13 protein-coding genes are annotated in these 14,451 nt (G+C 66.6%); 8 read left to right on the forward strand and 5 right to left on the reverse strand.

Going from position 1 to position 14,451, the window contains the following annotated elements; translation table 11 throughout:
- Positions 1-183: 183 nt before the first annotated feature.
- Complete coding sequence (locus tag Q8S38_RS01500) at positions 184-2,508, reverse strand: putative bifunctional diguanylate cyclase/phosphodiesterase (protein ID WP_305678648.1); 2,325 nt, start codon at positions 2,506-2,508, stop codon at positions 184-186.
- 119 nt (positions 2,509-2,627) lie between these two features.
- Positions 2,628-3,584 (reverse strand): enoyl-CoA hydratase-related protein, encoded by a 957-nt coding sequence (locus Q8S38_RS01505; protein WP_305678649.1) that lies wholly within the window; start codon positions 3,582-3,584, stop codon positions 2,628-2,630.
- Positions 3,585-3,871: 287 nt separating this feature from the next.
- Here Q8S38_RS01505 and Q8S38_RS01510 point away from each other — a divergent pair, with 287 nt between their 5' ends.
- The 8 genes from Q8S38_RS01510 (at position 3,872) to Q8S38_RS01545 (ending at position 10,423) form a co-directional block, all read left to right on the forward strand.
- A complete protein-coding gene (locus Q8S38_RS01510; protein ID WP_305678650.1) occupies positions 3,872-4,036 on the forward strand; it encodes a hypothetical protein in 165 nt (54 codons plus the stop codon).
- Positions 4,037-4,090: 54 nt separating this feature from the next.
- On the forward strand, positions 4,091-5,380 hold the full coding sequence (murA, locus tag Q8S38_RS01515) for a UDP-N-acetylglucosamine 1-carboxyvinyltransferase (protein WP_305678651.1): 1,290 nt from the start codon (positions 4,091-4,093) through the stop codon (positions 5,378-5,380).
- A 31-nt stretch (positions 5,381-5,411) separates the two neighbouring features.
- Positions 5,412-5,858, forward strand: a complete 447-nt coding sequence (locus Q8S38_RS01520) for a DUF2948 family protein (protein WP_305678652.1) — start codon at positions 5,412-5,414, stop codon at positions 5,856-5,858.
- Positions 5,859-5,914: 56 nt separating this feature from the next.
- Positions 5,915-7,207, forward strand: a complete 1,293-nt coding sequence (gene hisD / locus Q8S38_RS01525) for a histidinol dehydrogenase (RefSeq protein WP_305678653.1) — start codon at positions 5,915-5,917, stop codon at positions 7,205-7,207.
- Positions 7,208-7,273: 66 nt separating this feature from the next.
- Positions 7,274-7,762 (forward strand): UPF0262 family protein, encoded by a 489-nt coding sequence (locus tag Q8S38_RS01530; protein ID WP_305678654.1) that lies wholly within the window; start codon positions 7,274-7,276, stop codon positions 7,760-7,762.
- Positions 7,763-7,808: 46 nt separating this feature from the next.
- Complete coding sequence (locus tag Q8S38_RS01535) at positions 7,809-8,213, forward strand: arsenate reductase/protein-tyrosine-phosphatase family protein (protein WP_305678900.1); 405 nt, start codon at positions 7,809-7,811, stop codon at positions 8,211-8,213.
- Positions 8,214-8,669: 456 nt separating this feature from the next.
- Positions 8,670-8,969 carry a hypothetical protein gene (locus Q8S38_RS01540; protein WP_305678655.1) on the forward strand — a complete coding sequence of 100 codons (300 nt, stop codon included), beginning with the start codon at positions 8,670-8,672 and terminating at the stop codon, positions 8,967-8,969.
- Complete coding sequence (locus Q8S38_RS01545) at positions 8,966-10,423, forward strand: methyl-accepting chemotaxis protein (RefSeq protein WP_305678656.1); 1,458 nt, start codon at positions 8,966-8,968, stop codon at positions 10,421-10,423. Before Q8S38_RS01540 ends, Q8S38_RS01545 begins: the two co-directional genes overlap by 4 nt.
- 4 nt (positions 10,424-10,427) lie before the next feature.
- Here Q8S38_RS01545 and Q8S38_RS01550 read toward each other — a convergent pair whose 3' ends face one another.
- From Q8S38_RS01550 to Q8S38_RS01560, 3 genes are read right to left on the reverse strand one after another with little or no spacing between them, the layout of a single operon-like run.
- A complete protein-coding gene (locus tag Q8S38_RS01550; RefSeq protein ID WP_305678657.1) occupies positions 10,428-11,645 on the reverse strand; it encodes a phosphopentomutase in 1,218 nt (405 codons plus the stop codon).
- A 2-nt stretch (positions 11,646-11,647) separates the two neighbouring features.
- Complete coding sequence (locus tag Q8S38_RS01555; protein WP_305678658.1) at positions 11,648-13,279, reverse strand: ABC transporter ATP-binding protein; 1,632 nt, start codon at positions 13,277-13,279, stop codon at positions 11,648-11,650.
- The gene (locus Q8S38_RS01560; protein ID WP_305678659.1) at positions 13,276-14,451 is read right to left on the reverse strand and encodes an ABC transporter permease; all 1,176 of its coding nucleotides are present in this window, start codon (positions 14,449-14,451) and stop codon (positions 13,276-13,278) included. The genes Q8S38_RS01555 and Q8S38_RS01560 overlap by 4 nt, the downstream gene beginning before the upstream one ends.

Below are 14,451 nucleotides of genomic sequence, written 5' to 3' on the forward strand. Positions count from 1 at the left end.
CGTCGGGCGAGATCATTCTGTCTCCCGGGTTGCTGACGGACATCTACGCCGCTGATGCGTTGTCGGATGAGCGGAATCAAGGCCGTATCCGCCTGGGAGCGATCGCAGCCGTCAGGAAGGCGGAAGAGCTGTCGTGCCCCAAGCGTTGGCAGCGTCTGTCGACGGCCGGCGAGGCGGCGCGTTTCAGGCGACGTTGCGGCTCTTGTCCATGAAGCTCGCCAGCGGCGCGGGCCTGCCGAAGAGATAGCCCTGAGCGCGCTGGGCGCCCAGCAACTGAACGGCGATGCGCTGCTGCTCGGTCTCGATGCCTTCGACTACGACATTCATGGAAAGGCGGCGCGCAAGCTGGCAGACCGCCTCGATGATCGCCTTCGACGCCTCGCTGGAGTGGACCGTACGGGTGAAGCTCTGGTCGATCTTCACCTGTGCGAAGGGATAGGTCGAAAGATAGGCCAGCGACGAATAGCCGGTGCCGAAATCGTCGAGCGCGAAGGTGACGCCGAGCGTGCGCAACTCGTCGATGACCCCCAGCGTCGTCTTGTTGTCCTCGATCAGCAGCGACTCCGTCACCTCCAGCGTCAGGCGTTGCGAGGACAGGTTGGCGGAAATCAGTGCGTTCTTGACCGCATCCACGATGCGCCTGGGCTCGCGGAACTGCAGCGGCGAGATGTTGACGGAGACGCCGATATGCTTCTCCCAGGTCGCCGCATCCCGGCAGGCCTGCCGGATCGCCCAGTCGCCGATCGTGGCGATGAGGCCCGACTGCTCCGCCACCGGGATGAACAGGCCGGCCGGCACCATGCCGCGTGTCGGATGGCGCCAGCGCATCAGCGCCTCGCGCGACACCACCTCGCCGCTGCGCAGGTCGATGATCGGCTGGTAGAACAGTTCCAGCGAGCCGTCCTCGCAGGCCTTGCGCAGATCGACCTCGAGTTCGTGGCGCTCGAGCATCTCCTCGGCCATGCCCGGATTGAAGAACATCAGCGTGTTGCGGCCGGCCGCCTTGGCCTTGTAGAGCGCCGTATCGGCATGGCGCAGGAGATCGGCGGGGGTCGCGCCGTCGAAGGGCGCCATCGCGATGCCGATGCTGGCGGTGACGTAGACCGTCTTGTTGTCGAGCGTGAAGGCCTTGCTCATCGCGTCGATCATGCGCTGCGCGATGGCCGTGACAACGGCATGGTTGGCCGCCGGCAGGATCAGCAGGAACTCGTCGCCGCCGAAACGCGCGAGCAGATCGCTGCTTCGGATCGCGCCGCGAAGGCGTTCGGCCGTCTCCATCAGGACGCGATCGCCGATATCGTGGCCGAGGCTGTCGTTGACCTGCTTGAAGCCGTCGAGATCGACATAGAGCAGCGCGAAGGAATCGCCCGTGCGCTCCAGCTTGCCGAAGGCTTCGACGATGTTGTTGTTGTATTCGAAACGGTTGGCGAGCCCGGTCAGCTCGTCGAAGCGGGCCATCTGCTCGATGCGCGCCTCGGTCGCCTTGCGTTCGGTCGCGTCCTCCGTCGACATCAGGACGCCGCCTTCGGCCGCCGGAGCGAAGGTCACGACGAGGACCCGCCCCCCCCGCGTCTGGACCTCGCGGCTGGTGGTCTGCTGCGTCTCCTGGATTTCAGCGAGCGCCTCGCGCAGGTCGCGCATCTGGCCGGCAGGAACGACCTGTCGCTCGATCAGGAACCGCCCGATCGCAGTGATCGGGGTTCCCGGCAGGGCAAGCGTTTCGGGCAACCCGTAGAGCGCGCGATGCGGTGCGTTGCTGACGGCGAGTTTGAGGTCGCGATCGAACATCGCCAACCCATGGATCATGGTGTTCAAGGCGGCGTCGAGCGTGAGGTTTTGCGAGTGCAGCGCCGAGGCGAGCGCTTTGGACTGCTTGGTTGCGTCGCTCAGCGCCAGCAGATTGCGATGCAGCGAGTTGGTGATGGCGATGTTGGCCGCCAGGTAGAGAAACGCGAAGTAGCCGATATATTGATAATAGACGTTGTGCGCCTGGATCAGGCCGACCGCCATCGGAACGCAGAAGGTCAGCAGCTGAACCGCCACGAATTTCGGGCGGCCGGCATTGCGCGAGACATAGCCCGAGGCGATCGCAATCGTCGAAGCGACGGAGGTGATATGCGCCGCCGGATCGTCGGTATGGGCGAGCGCGGCATAGCAGCTATAGCCGAGAGCGGCGCTGAATGCGGTCGCGCCGAGGAAATAGTCCCGGTCCCACCGCCGCGTTTCCTCATAACCGTCGCGTGAATGGTCGTGGCGGCGATAGGACACGAAGGTCATCAGACGCAGCGCGACGATCGCCATGACCAGCCAGGTCAGATGCAGGAACATCGCGACATCGGTCGCGATCCAGCACAGGAAAGGCGTCAGGATGCCAGCGACGCCGCCCGGTATGATCGAGGCTGGCGAGGAAAACAGGGAATTGACCAGCAACTTGTAGCCGGGCAGGTCAAAGCCTTCGCCGGGGCGATTGAGTCTGGCGTTCCACCATTCCTTAAGAGCGCCCGCCATTCCATTCCGTCCCGGCGCGCGCAGATAAAGCGCCCGCAGCCCGCAATTCGACCCGTCTAAAAAGGTTTAAATGCGGAGAGGTAAACGTTTGGTGTGTGACGGGGCCAGTGTCTGACGTCTCACAGGCCGATCGCGAGCCCGGCAGCGTCGGGGCGCTGATACATCCGCGCCAGCATCCGGTCCTGGGTCTGTACGATCCGCTGGAGCTTCGAAATCGCGCTGGGGTTCAGCCGCAGCATGCAGTTCGTCCAGATCTCGCCGAGATGGTCGAGTTCCTCCTGCAGATCGCCGGCGCGGCGGTTGAAGGCCGAGAACAGCGCGGTCTTGGCGGCATGGACGGGCAGCGAATCATGCGCGTATTTCCGGATCCAGGCCTCGCCGGTTCCCGTCGGGACGACCGCCTCGAGACCGCCGGCCTCCATGAACGCCTGGGCGCTCATCTCCTCGCCCGACAGCAGCATGCGCTCGGCGGCGCGTGCTCCCATGCGGCGCGACAGGATCGCGACAGCGGTGATCGGGAAATGGTTGAACTTGATCTCGGGGTAGACGAAGGACGCCTGCTCTTCGGCGATCATGATGTTGCAGGAGCGCGGCGCGTCGATCCCGCCGCCGATGGCCTTGGCGTGGATCGTCGAGAGCGTCACCACCAGCCCGTTGAGACCGCTGGCGTTCAGCACGGCGCCGGCGCCCGAGAGCCGCGCATATTCGGCCAGGGCTGCGCGGTCGTTCTTGGCCAGGCAATCGAGATAGAAGTCGAGATCGCCGCCCAGCGTGAAGAACGGCCCGGCGCCGCGGAAAGCGACAAACCGCACCGGCGCGCGGTGATACTGATCCGGCGCGCCCCAGAGCGCGATGATCGCCTGCTGGATTTTGACCAGGCTGTCGAGCAATTGCAGCGTGAAGACCGGCTTCAGCTCGGGGCGGATCGTCACCCAGAGCGTCTTGATCTCGGGCTCATAGGCGAGCTGCGTCTCCGGCAGGAACCCGGCTTTCTGCCGGAGGGTATCGATGACCTCGCAGCTTTCGAGCACTGCTGCCGGTGTAGCGTCGATGACCGAAGCAAATGACTGAAACATGCCGCTGATCCCGTATTGCCGTGCATCGAGGGCGATGGCCTCAACGTACGTGAAGTTAACGAATTGTAAACGAAATCCCCGAGGAATGGTTAATTGCGTTAACGGTTATTACCTAGCGTCATCGTTATTCTTTGGCGTGTCGTAATCGCACGTCGCGCTTGATCACGCCGTTGCACGCAATTGGCGTGCCGTGCGTCCATGCGCTTGTCGGAATCGTCGCAGGCGGCTAACCATGCGCCGCGATTTCGCCGCGATCGAAGCGTTGAACCCGGTGCCGAGTTGTTGCCGTGAACCGCCAGACAGCCGCAGATGACGAGAAGAGGGCGCGCCTCGCCGCCGCCCTTCGGGAAAACCTGAAGCGCCGCAAGGCACAGGCCCGGGCTCGCCGCGCGGAGGAGGCGACCGTGCAGGACGAGACGCCGCAAGCCCAGGCCGAGCCCAACCGGTCCTGATGTCTTTTTATGCGCCGCCGGCACGCCTGCCGGGCGGTTTTTCAGGACCTGACGATGGACAAGATCCGCATCACCGGCGGCCAGCGCCTCAATGGCACGATTCCGATATCCGGTGCGAAGAACGCCGCCCTGCCGCTGATGATCGCGAGCCTGCTCACCGACGAGACGCTGACGCTCGCCAATGTGCCGCGGCTTTCCGATGTCAGCGCCCTGTCGCGCATTCTCTCCAACCATGGCGTCGATCGCTCGATCGCGGGCAAGCGTGTCGGCCAGTCCGCCGAAACCGGCCAGACCATCTCGCTGACGGCCCGCCAGATCGTCGACACCTGCGCGCCCTACGAGCTCGTCTCCACGATGCGCGCGAGCTTCTGGGTGATCGCACCGATCCTGGCCCGCATGGGCGAGGCCAAGGTCTCGCTGCCCGGCGGCTGTGCCATCGGCACCCGCCCGGTCGATCTTCTGCTGATGGCGCTGGAGAAACTCGGCGCTGAGATCACGATCGAGAACGGTTACGCTCTGGCGCGGGCGCCGAAGGGCCTCAAGGGTGCCGAGATTGCGTTCCCGAAGGTGACGGTGGGCGGAACCCACACCGCGCTGATGGCCGCCGTGCTGGCGCAAGGGACGACCGTGATCGAGAACGCGGCGCGCGAACCCGAGGTCGTCGATCTCGCCGCCTGCCTGATCAAGATGGGTGCGAAGATCGAGGGCGCCGGGACGAGCCGGATTGTCGTCACCGGCGTGGCGCGCCTCGGTGGCGCCCACCATGCCGTGCTGCCCGACAGGATCGAGACCGGGACCTATGCCATGGCGGTGGCCATGACCGGCGGCGACGTGCTGCTGGAGGGCGCGCGGCCCGATCTGCTGCAGGCGGCGCTCGACGTGCTCGTGAAGGCCGGGGTCGAGGTGACCTCGACCAATGAGGGCATCCGGGTGCGCCGCAATGGCCAGCCACTCGAATCGGTCGATGTCGACACCGATCCGTTCCCCGGTTTCCCGACCGATCTCCAGGCCCAGTTCATGGCGTTGATGACGAAGGCGAAGGGCACCTCGCGGATTCGCGAGACGATCTTCGAAAACCGCTTCATGCATGTGCAGGAACTGGCGCGGCTGGGTGCGAAGATCCGCCTCGAAGGCGATGCCGCCTATGTCGAGGGCGTTGCCAAGCTGACCGGCGCTCCGGTGATGGCGACGGATCTGCGGGCTTCGGTGTCGCTCGTCATCGCCGGTCTCGCCGCCGAGGGGGAGACCACGATCAATCGCGTCTACCATCTCGACCGCGGGTTCGAGGCGCTGGAAGCGAAGCTGACGCGCTGCGGCGCGCAGGTCGAGCGCATCACCGGTTGACGTTCCGAAGCGGCACCGCCAGAACACCGCCATGTCCGAAGATGCCGCAGACCACCTGAAGCTCATCGCGCTCGATGCCGATGATCTCGCGATCCTATCGGCCCATCTCCAGGATTCCGTCCTGAAGGTGGCCGACATCGTCTGGCTGCCGGCGGAGAAGCGCTTTGCCCTCGCGGTCCGCCGCTTTGACTGGGAAGGTGCTGCGCGTGGGCAGCGCCGCCGCCGGCTGACAGCTTTGCATTTCGACCGCGTGCGGTCGGTTCGCAGCACCGGCATCGATACGGCGACGCCCGACCGCGTGCTGAGCCTGCTGGCGATCGGCTTCACCGAAGGTGACAGCCCCGAGGGCGACATCACGCTGCATTTCTCCGACGGTGCCGCGATCAGGCTGGCGGTCGAATGCGTCGAGAGCCAGATGAAGGATCTCGGCCCGGTCTGGGAAGCGCTCGGCCTGCCGGGTCACCCCGACGAAGCCTGAGCGGCTTTTTTTCGTCATCCATTCCAGCGCCTTGAACACCAGACCCGGGGACAGCGATGCCGATCAGGCTCGACGATAGCAGCAGCGCTTTCGAACTGGGATTTCGTGATCTGCTCTCGGCCAAACGCGAGGTCTCGGAGGAGGTCGATCGCGTCGTGGCCGACATCATCGCCGAGGTGCGCGCGCGCGGTGATGCCGCCGTGATCGACTACACGGCGCGCTTCGACGATCTCCGCCTGACGGCCGGCACGCTGCGCGTCTCGTCGGAGGAGATCGACGCGGCGGTGGCCGCCTGTGCCCCGGAGCAGCTTGCGGCGCTCGAGACGGCGCGTCATCGCATCGAGGCCTATCACGTCCGCCAGAAGCCTCAGGACGCCTGGTTCACCGATGCGGCCGGCGTCCAGAGCGGCTGGCGCTGGAGCGCGATAGAGGCGGTCGGTCTATATGTGCCGGGCGGTACGGCGAGCTATCCCTCATCCGTCCTGATGAATGCCGTTCCCGCAAAGGTCGCCGGCGTCGATCGCGTCGTGATGGTGGCGCCGACCCCGCGTGGCGAAACCAATCCGCTCGTCCTGGCGGCGGCGCGCCTCGCCGGCGTCGACGAAATCTACCGCATCGGCGGCGCGCAGGCCGTGGCCGCGCTCGCCTATGGCACGGCGAGCATCGACCCTGTCGCCAAGATCGTCGGCCCCGGCAACGCCTATGTCGCCGCCGCCAAGCGCCGCGTCTTCGGGCAGGTCGGCATCGACATGATCGCAGGCCCCTCCGAGGTTCTGATCGTCGCCGATGGCAGCGCCAATCCCGCCTGGATCGCCGCCGACCTGCTGGCCCAGGCCGAGCATGACGTTTCGGCCCAGTCGATCCTGATGACGGACGATTCGGCGCTGGCCGACCAGGTCGAGCAGGCCGTGCAGGCGCAGTTGCAGACCCTGCCGCGCGCGGCCATCGCCAGCCAGAGCTGGAAGGATTTCGGCGCAATTCTGCTAGTGGCGGACCTGGAAGCCGCCGTGCCGCTGATCGATCGCCTCGCGCCTGAGCATCTCGAGATCATGACCGCCGACCCGCAGCGTCTCTCGGCCATGATCCGAAACGCCGGCGCGATCTTTCTCGGCGGCCACACGCCCGAGGCGATCGGCGATTATGTCGGCGGCCCAAACCATGTCCTGCCGACGGCCCGTTCGGCCCGCTTCTCGTCGGGGCTCGGCGTGCTCGATTTCATGAAGCGCACCTCGCTGTTGCAGTGCAGCCCGGAGGCCTTGCGCGCGCTGGCGCCGGCTGCCACGCAATTGGCACAGGCCGAGGGCTTGCACGCGCATGGCCGTTCCGTGACGATCAGGCTCAATCTCTGAGACAGGGCCTGCTCCGGGGATGGGCTGTCCTTGTCGAGTAGCATGACGAGCGGAACCGGAGGTAGGATGCCCCAGGCCGAGACATCCGCGAAGCAGTGCCTCGTCGGGGTCACGCTGGACCCTGCGTCGCTGGGCGGCGGCTCCGCCGATCAGGAGCATGAGCGGGCGGTCGCGATCTACGATCTGATCGAGCGCAACCGCTTCATCCTGCCGGGGCATGATGGCGGGCCCTATCTCGCCCATCTGGCGATGATCGAACGCCGCCTTGTCTTCGAGATCAGGCTGGCGGACGGCTCGCCCGTCATCACGCACCATCTCTCGCTCACGCCGTTTCGCCGCATCGTCAAGGACTATGCGATGGTCTGCGAGAGCTACTACGCCGCCATTCGCACCGCCACGCCCTCGCAGATCGAGGCGATCGACATGGGCCGGCGCGGCCTGCATGACGAGGCGGCCCATATTCTGGTCGAGCGGCTCGCCACCAAGGTCGAGATCGATTTCGATACGGCGCGGCGCCTCTTCACCCTGATCTACGCCCTGCACTGGAAGGGCTGAGCGTTTGGAGCCGCCGCCCTCGCGCAAGGTCCAGAGCGTGCTCTTCATGTGCGCGCAGAACGCCGTGCGTTCGCCGATGGCCGAAGCCATGGCCAAGCACTTCTTCGGCAAATCGGTCTATGTCCAGTCGGCCGGCGCCAGGCGTGGCGAGGTCGATGCGTTCGCGCTCGCGGTGCTCGACGAGATCGGCATCGACGCCCACAAGCACAAGCCGAAATCGATCGAGGATCTCGAGGAGTGGGAGGGGCTGAACTTCGACCTGATCGTTTCGCTCTCGCCCGAAGCCCATCACAAGGCGCTCGATCTCACGCGCACGGTCGCCGCTGAGGTCGAGTATTGGCCGACGGTCGATCCCACAGCCGTCCAGGGCTCGCGTGACCAGGTCCTGAACGCCTACCGAGACGTGCGCGACGGGCTGATGCGCCGGATCAAGACGCGCCTGACGGGGTAAAACATCCAACGCGACCAGGATGTGGCGAAATGTCGCCATCTCGCCTTGGCGACATGGCTCGAACCGCGGCTCAATCGGAGGTTGCCGGCGTCGCCATCCCCGGTGCTGCAGGCTCGGTAGCCCTTCTTTCGCCGTAGAGCCGTTTCGCCGATAAATCGGCTGCCGGCGTCCGCCTGCGCGTAAAACCTGGCCCCGGCCGCAGCTCTCCCATCTGCAATCCCACGTTGGTGCGCGTGAGCCATGACGGTCGCGGCAGACCCGCTGCACCGTTCGGCGGCCATCGGAGAGGTTTGTAACGGACACAGACCTTTAACCGGTATCCCATCCATTGGGAGGGTCTGCTGGGGGGCTTGCGGGCAGTCGTCGAGCTTCGGGCCATTCATGACGTCGACCACGATATCCAGCTCGCCCTGCGGGACGAGCCTGTCCCGTCGCGCCTGCGCAGGGCTGGTCCTCATGGGCTTCGCCAGTCCGCTCGTTGCGCTGGCTGCCTTGCCAGGAGCGCAGACGCAGATCGGCGGCACGCCGGCCGTGATCGTCTTTGCGCCCTGGGTCACGGCCGAGGACGCAGTGAGCCGCACCTTGTCCGCCGGCCATCGCGTTCTGCGGTCTGGTCGCTTCGCCTCCATCGTCATCGCAGCGCCTGCGCCGGGACAGGCACTGTCCGCAGCCAGGCCGCAAGGCGCCATCCTGCTGGTGGCCCTGGGCGGGCTGGCCGGCTGTCTCGACGCCGTAGCGTCGCAGGCTGCGTCATGATCTGGACCCTCGATGCCGTCCGCCAGCGCGTGGCCTGCGTCCTCCTGGGCCTGGCCTTCCTGCATGTGCCGCTGCTGGCGCTGACCTACTGGCTGCGCGGGGAGACCGGGCTTGTGCCGGTCGCGCTCGCCTTCGTCATGGCGGCGGGCGCGCTCCTGCTCTATGCCGCCCGCGGCGCTGCCCCCGTGACACAGCTCGTCATGGCGATGGTGCTGGTCGGGCAGGTCTCGATCATGGTGTTCAGCCTGGCGGGGCACCCCTGGCAGCCGGACATGCATATGTATTACTTCGCGGTTCTGGCGCTGCTCGCCGGCTTCTGCGATTGGCGCCCGATCGTCATGGGCGCGGCGTTGACGGCTGCCCATCACCTCGTGCTGCAATATGTCCTGCCCTCGGCTGTCTTCTACCAGGGGGGCAGCCTGCTGCGCGTGCTGCTCCATGCCGTCATCGTCGTCATCGAGACCACCTTCCTGGCGACCATCGCGATCATCATGGAACGCATGTTTCGGATGAATGCGGACAGCCTGGCCCTGGCCCGTGACATCGCCGAGCGTGAACGTGCGGCGGGCGAGCGCGAGAGGCTGCTGGCCGACGAACTGAGCCGGCGCGCGCAGACATTGCGTACGATCGTCGCCGGCTTTCACACCAAGATGGAGCAGGAGATGGTGGTGCTCGACCGGTCGGCCGACGTCATGCAGGCCGAAGCGGTGGCGTTGATCGAAACGTCGGACCATGCGCGGCGCAAGACTGTGGCCGTCTCGGACGCCGCATCCGAAACGATGCTCGGCATCGATCATTTGTCTGCGGCGAGCGACGAACTCGCCATGTCGATCGGGGAGATCGGACGCAGCGTGACCCACTCCGCGGAAGGTTCGACAACGGCGGCCGAACTGGCCCGCAGAGCCAGCAGCGAAGTCGAGGTTCTCGCCCGCAACAGTGAAAATGTGGGAACGGTGGTCGAACTGATCCGCAGCATTGCCGCGCAGACCAGCCTGCTCGCGCTCAACGCGACGATCGAGGCGGCGCGCGCCGGCGATATGGGCCGCGGCTTCGCCGTCGTCGCCAGCGAGGTCAAGATATTGTCCGCCCAGACGGCCAAGGCGACGGACGAGGTCTCAGCCCAGATCGGCGCCATGCAGGAAGCCTCCCAGCGTTCGCTCATGGCCATCCGCGACATCGTCAGGGCCATCGGCGATGTCGAGCGCGTCTCCGAAGCGATCTCCGTCTCGGTGCAGCAGCAGGGTCAGGCGACCTCCGAGATCGCCCATCAGGTCAGGATGTCGTTCGAAGGCGCCAGGCGCAGCGCCGACATCGTCGGCAGCTTCGAGGCGATGACCGAGGGTGCCCATCATGCCGCGCAGCAGGTGCAGGACTCGGCCGAGGCGCTGGCCGCCCAGGCGCGCGGCATCCGCGAGGAGGTCGCGGCCTTCTGCGAGCGCGTCGCCGCCGCCTGAATTGCTACCAGCCCCGGCCCGGGCCGACGGCGCCGACGCCGAGCCAGTGGCCCAGCGTCGCCGCGATGTCGGCGAAGCTCTCGCGCCGGCCGAGGGGTTCAGGCGCGATGCCGGGCCCGAAGGCGAGGATCGGCACATGCTCGCGGGTGTGGTCCGTCCCGGGCCAGGTCGGGTCGTTCCCGTGGTCGGCCGTGAGCACCGCCAGATCACCCGGGCGTAGCGCCGCCTCGAGCCGCGGGAGCATCGCGTCGAAGGCTTCGAGCGCCGCTGCATAACCCGGCACATCGCGGCGATGCCCGAACTCGGTGTCGAAGTCGACGAGGTTCACGAAACAGAAACCGCCATCCGGCAAGCGATCCCAGGCTGCCAGCGCCGCCTCGAACATGGCTGCGTTTCCAAACGGCTTGATCTCCTCGCCCGTGGCGCGATGGGCGAAGATGTCGCCGATCTTGCCGACGGTGATCACCGGCCGGCCCAGCGCCGTGAGCCGATCGAGGATTGTCTCGTCCGGAGGCGGGATGGCGAAGTCCTTGCGGTTGCCCGTGCGGGTATAACCGGTCTCGGCCGTGCCGATGAAGGGCCGCGCGATGACGCGCCCGATCCGCAGGGGATCGACCAGCACGCGCACCTTTCGACACAGGTCGTAGAGGCGCTCGAGCCCGAAATGCTCTTCATGCGCGGCGATCTGCAACACGGAATCGACGGAGGTGTAGCAGATCGGTTTGCCGGTCTCGATGTGCTCCGCGGCGAGATCGTCGATGATGGCGGTGCCCGAGGCATGCCGGTTGCCGAGGATGCCCGGCAGGTCGCCCTCTCGAATGATGGCGGCGACCAGATCTGGCGGAAACGAGTTCTCCAGCGCAGTGAAATAGCCCCAGGCGAAGGACACAGGGCAGCCGGCGATCTCCCAATGGCCCGAGGGCGTGTCCTTGCCCTGGCTGCGCTCGACGCCATAGCCATGCCGTCCGCCGGGCCTGGACGGCTTTAATGCACCGGCCAGGGGCAGGCCCGTCGAGGCTTCGCAAGCGTGGGCGAGACCCAGCCGGACCAGATTGGGCAAGGCGAGGGGGCCGCGGCGCAAGCCGGTCCGGTCGCCGCGTCCGTCATGGCAGGCCTGCGCGATGTGGCCGAGCGTATCGGCGCCCGTGTCGCCGTAGAGATGCGCGTCTTCAGCCCCGCCGCAGCCGACGGAATCGAGCACGATCAGGATCGCCCGCGCCATGCTCAGTCCCTCACAGCGGTGGCGCCGACCGGCTCCAGATTGAGCGCAGCGGCCAGCAGGGCCTGAGTGTAGGGCTCGCGCGGCCGCGAGAAGACGTCTTCCGCGGCGCCTTCCTCGACGACCTTGCCGTTCTGCATCACCAGAACCCGGTGAGCCATCGCCCGCACGACCTTGAGATCATGGCTGATGAAGAGATAGCCGAGCCGTCGGCGCGCCTGCAGGTCGCGCAGCAATTCGACGATCTGCACCTGCACCGACATGTCCAGCGCCGAGGTTGGCTCGTCCAGCACGATGAAGCGCGGGTCGAGCGCCATGGCGCGCGCGATCGCGATGCGCTGGCGCTGCCCGCCCGAGAACTCGTGCGGGTAGCGGTCCATCGCCGAGGGATCGAGGCCGACATCGTTGAGGGCCTGCGCCACCACCTCGCGACGCTGCCCATAGCTCTGCTGCTTCGCCTGGACCGTCAGCCCCTCGGCGACGATCTCCGCCACCGACATGCGCGGGGACAGCGAGCCATAGGGGTCCTGGAAGACGACCTGCAGGTCCTTGCGCTTCGGCCGGACCTGAGCGCTGGAGAGCCCGTCGATCCTGTCGCCGAGGAAGACGATCGGTCCCTCCGACGAGATCAGCCTGAGAATGGCGAGGCCCAGCGTCGTCTTGCCGGAGCCGGATTCGCCGACCACGCCGAGTGTCTCTCCCGCGCGGACCTTCACCGAGATGCCATCGACCGCCTTCACATGGCCGGTCGTCTTCCGCAGGAAGCCGGTCTTGATCGGGAACCAGACCTTGATCGGCCCCGCCTCGACGAGCGTCGCGGCATCGTCGGGGACCGGGGCCGGGCGTCCCTTGGGCTCGGCCGCCAGAAGGCGCTGGGTGTAGGCGTGCTGCGGGTTGCCGAAGATCTCCGCCACGGGCCCCTGCTCGACGATCTGACCCTTCAGCATCACGCAGACCCGCTCGGCGATGCGCCTGACGATGCCGAGATCATGGGTGATGAACAGCATGGCCATGCCGAGCCGCTCCTGCAGTTCCTTGAGCAGCTTCAGGATCTGCGCCTGCACGGTGACGTCGAGCGCCGTGGTCGGCTCGTCGGCGATCAGGAGATGCGGCTCGTTGGCCAGCGCCATGGCGATCATCACACGCTGGCGCTGGCCGCCGGAGAGCTGGTGCGGATAGGCGTCGAGCCGGCTTGCCGCGTCGCGAATGCCGACCAGTTCCAGCAACTCGAGCGTGCGTGCCCGCGCGGCCTCGCCCCGCAGACCCTTGTGAAGCTCGAGGATCTCGCCGATCTGCCGCTGGATCGTGTGCAGCGGGTTGAGCGAGGTCATCGGCTCCTGGAACACCATGGTGATGTCGTTGCCGCGCACCTTGCGCATCGCGTCCTCATCGGCCGCGATCAGGTCCTGCCCCTCGAACAGCACCTTGCCGGAGGGGTGATGGGCGGACGGATAGTTCAGCAGCTTGAGGATCGACAGCGCCGTGACCGACTTGCCCGAGCCCGACTCGCCGACGATGGCGAGCGTCTCGCCCCGGGCGAGGTCGAAGGACACCCGGTCGACGGCCAGCGTCTCGCGCCCACCCTGGCGGAAGGCGACGGAGAGATCCTGGACGGAGAGGAGGGGGAGGGAGGTCATGCGAACGTCTTCCGCGGGTCGAACGCATCCCGCACCGCCTCGCCGATGAAGATCAGCAGCGACAGCATCAGCGCGATCACGACGAAGCCCGAGAGTCCGAGCCAGGGGGCCTGCAGGTTGGATTTGCCCTGCGCCAGAAGCTCGCCCAGCGAGGGCGAACCCGGCGGCAGGCCGAAGCCGAGGAAGTCGAGCGAGGTCAGGGTCGTGATCGAGCCATTGAGGATGAAGGGCAGGAAGGTCAGCGTCGCCACCATCGCATTGGGCAGCAGGTGCTTGACCATGATGGCGCGGTCGGAGAGCCCGAGCGCCCGCGCCGCCCGGACATATTCGAAGTTGCGCGCCCTCAGGAACTCGGCCCGTACCACGCCGACCAGCGCGACCCAGGAGAACAAGAGCAGGATGCCGAGCAGTACGAAGAAGCTCGGCGTGATGATCGCCGCGACGATGATCAGCAGGTAGAGCGCCGGGATCGAGGTCCAGATCTCGATCACGCGCTGGAAGATGAGGTCGGTCCAGCCGCCGAAATAGCCCTGGATGGCGCCGGCCGCGATGCCGATCACCGAGGAGATCCCGCACAGGATCAGCCCGAACAGGATCGAGATGCGGAAGCCGTAGATCAGCCGGGCGACGACGTCGCGGCCCTGGTCGTCGGTGCCGAGCCAGTTCCATTCGATATCGCGGCAGCCTGTCCCGCCGGTCCGCTCGGCGATGCCCTTGCACTGCTCGTCCCTGAGCATCCAGGTCGGCGGCGCCGGCGCGGGCACCGGCAGATCGAGATTATGCGTGCGGAAGCTGTAGCGGATTGGCGGCCAGACCGAAAAGCCGTTGGCGCCGATCTCCTTGGCGATGACGGGGTCGCGATAGTCTGTGGTCGCGAGAAAGCCGCCGAACTTCTCCTCCGGATAGTTCACCGCGACCGGGAACAGCCATTCGCCCTTGTAGCGCACGATCAGGGGGCGGTCGTTGGCCAGGAACTCGGCGAAGAGCGACAGGACGAACAGCGTCAGGAAGATCCAGAGCGACCACCAGCCGCGCCGGTTGGCCTTGAAGTTGTCGAGCCGGCGCCGGTTGATCGGCGAGAGCTTGAGCCAGCCCTGGGCGGCCTCGGCCGGGGCCAGCGGCGCCTCGCCGCGCAGAGCCGCGGGGGGTAGGGCGATCAGCGTGTCGCTCAT

The sequence above is a fragment of the Allobosea sp. genome (assembly GCF_030695125.1).
In the GTDB taxonomy this organism is placed as follows: domain Bacteria; phylum Pseudomonadota; class Alphaproteobacteria; order Rhizobiales; family Beijerinckiaceae; genus Allobosea.

Bases quoted from the DNA above. Each gene is read 5' to 3' on its own strand.
- Q8S38_RS01535 (WP_305678900.1), top strand. From the start codon at position 7,809: ATGTGCGCGCAGAACGCCGTGCGTTCGCCGATGGCCGAAGCCATGGCC.
- Q8S38_RS01545 (WP_305678656.1), top strand. From the start codon at position 8,966: ATGATCTGGACCCTCGATGCCGTCCGCCAGCGCGTGGCCTGCGTCCTC.
- Q8S38_RS01505 (WP_305678649.1), bottom strand. From the start codon at position 3,584: ATGTTTCAGTCATTTGCTTCGGTCATCGACGCTACACCGGCAGCAGTG.
- Q8S38_RS01550 (WP_305678657.1), bottom strand. From the start codon at position 11,645: ATGGCGCGGGCGATCCTGATCGTGCTCGATTCCGTCGGCTGCGGCGGG.
- Q8S38_RS01530 (WP_305678654.1), top strand. From the start codon at position 7,274: ATGCCCCAGGCCGAGACATCCGCGAAGCAGTGCCTCGTCGGGGTCACG.
- murA (WP_305678651.1), top strand. From the start codon at position 4,091: ATGGACAAGATCCGCATCACCGGCGGCCAGCGCCTCAATGGCACGATT.
- Q8S38_RS01500 (WP_305678648.1), bottom strand. From the start codon at position 2,508: ATGGCGGGCGCTCTTAAGGAATGGTGGAACGCCAGACTCAATCGCCCC.
- Q8S38_RS01540 (WP_305678655.1), top strand. From the start codon at position 8,670: ATGGGCTTCGCCAGTCCGCTCGTTGCGCTGGCTGCCTTGCCAGGAGCG.
- hisD (WP_305678653.1), top strand. From the start codon at position 5,915: ATGCCGATCAGGCTCGACGATAGCAGCAGCGCTTTCGAACTGGGATTT.
- Q8S38_RS01520 (WP_305678652.1), top strand. From the start codon at position 5,412: ATGTCCGAAGATGCCGCAGACCACCTGAAGCTCATCGCGCTCGATGCC.
- Q8S38_RS01555 (WP_305678658.1), bottom strand. From the start codon at position 13,279: ATGACCTCCCTCCCCCTCCTCTCCGTCCAGGATCTCTCCGTCGCCTTC.
- Q8S38_RS01560 (WP_305678659.1), bottom strand. From the start codon at position 14,451: ATGAGCGACACGCTGATCGCCCTACCCCCCGCGGCTCTGCGCGGCGAG.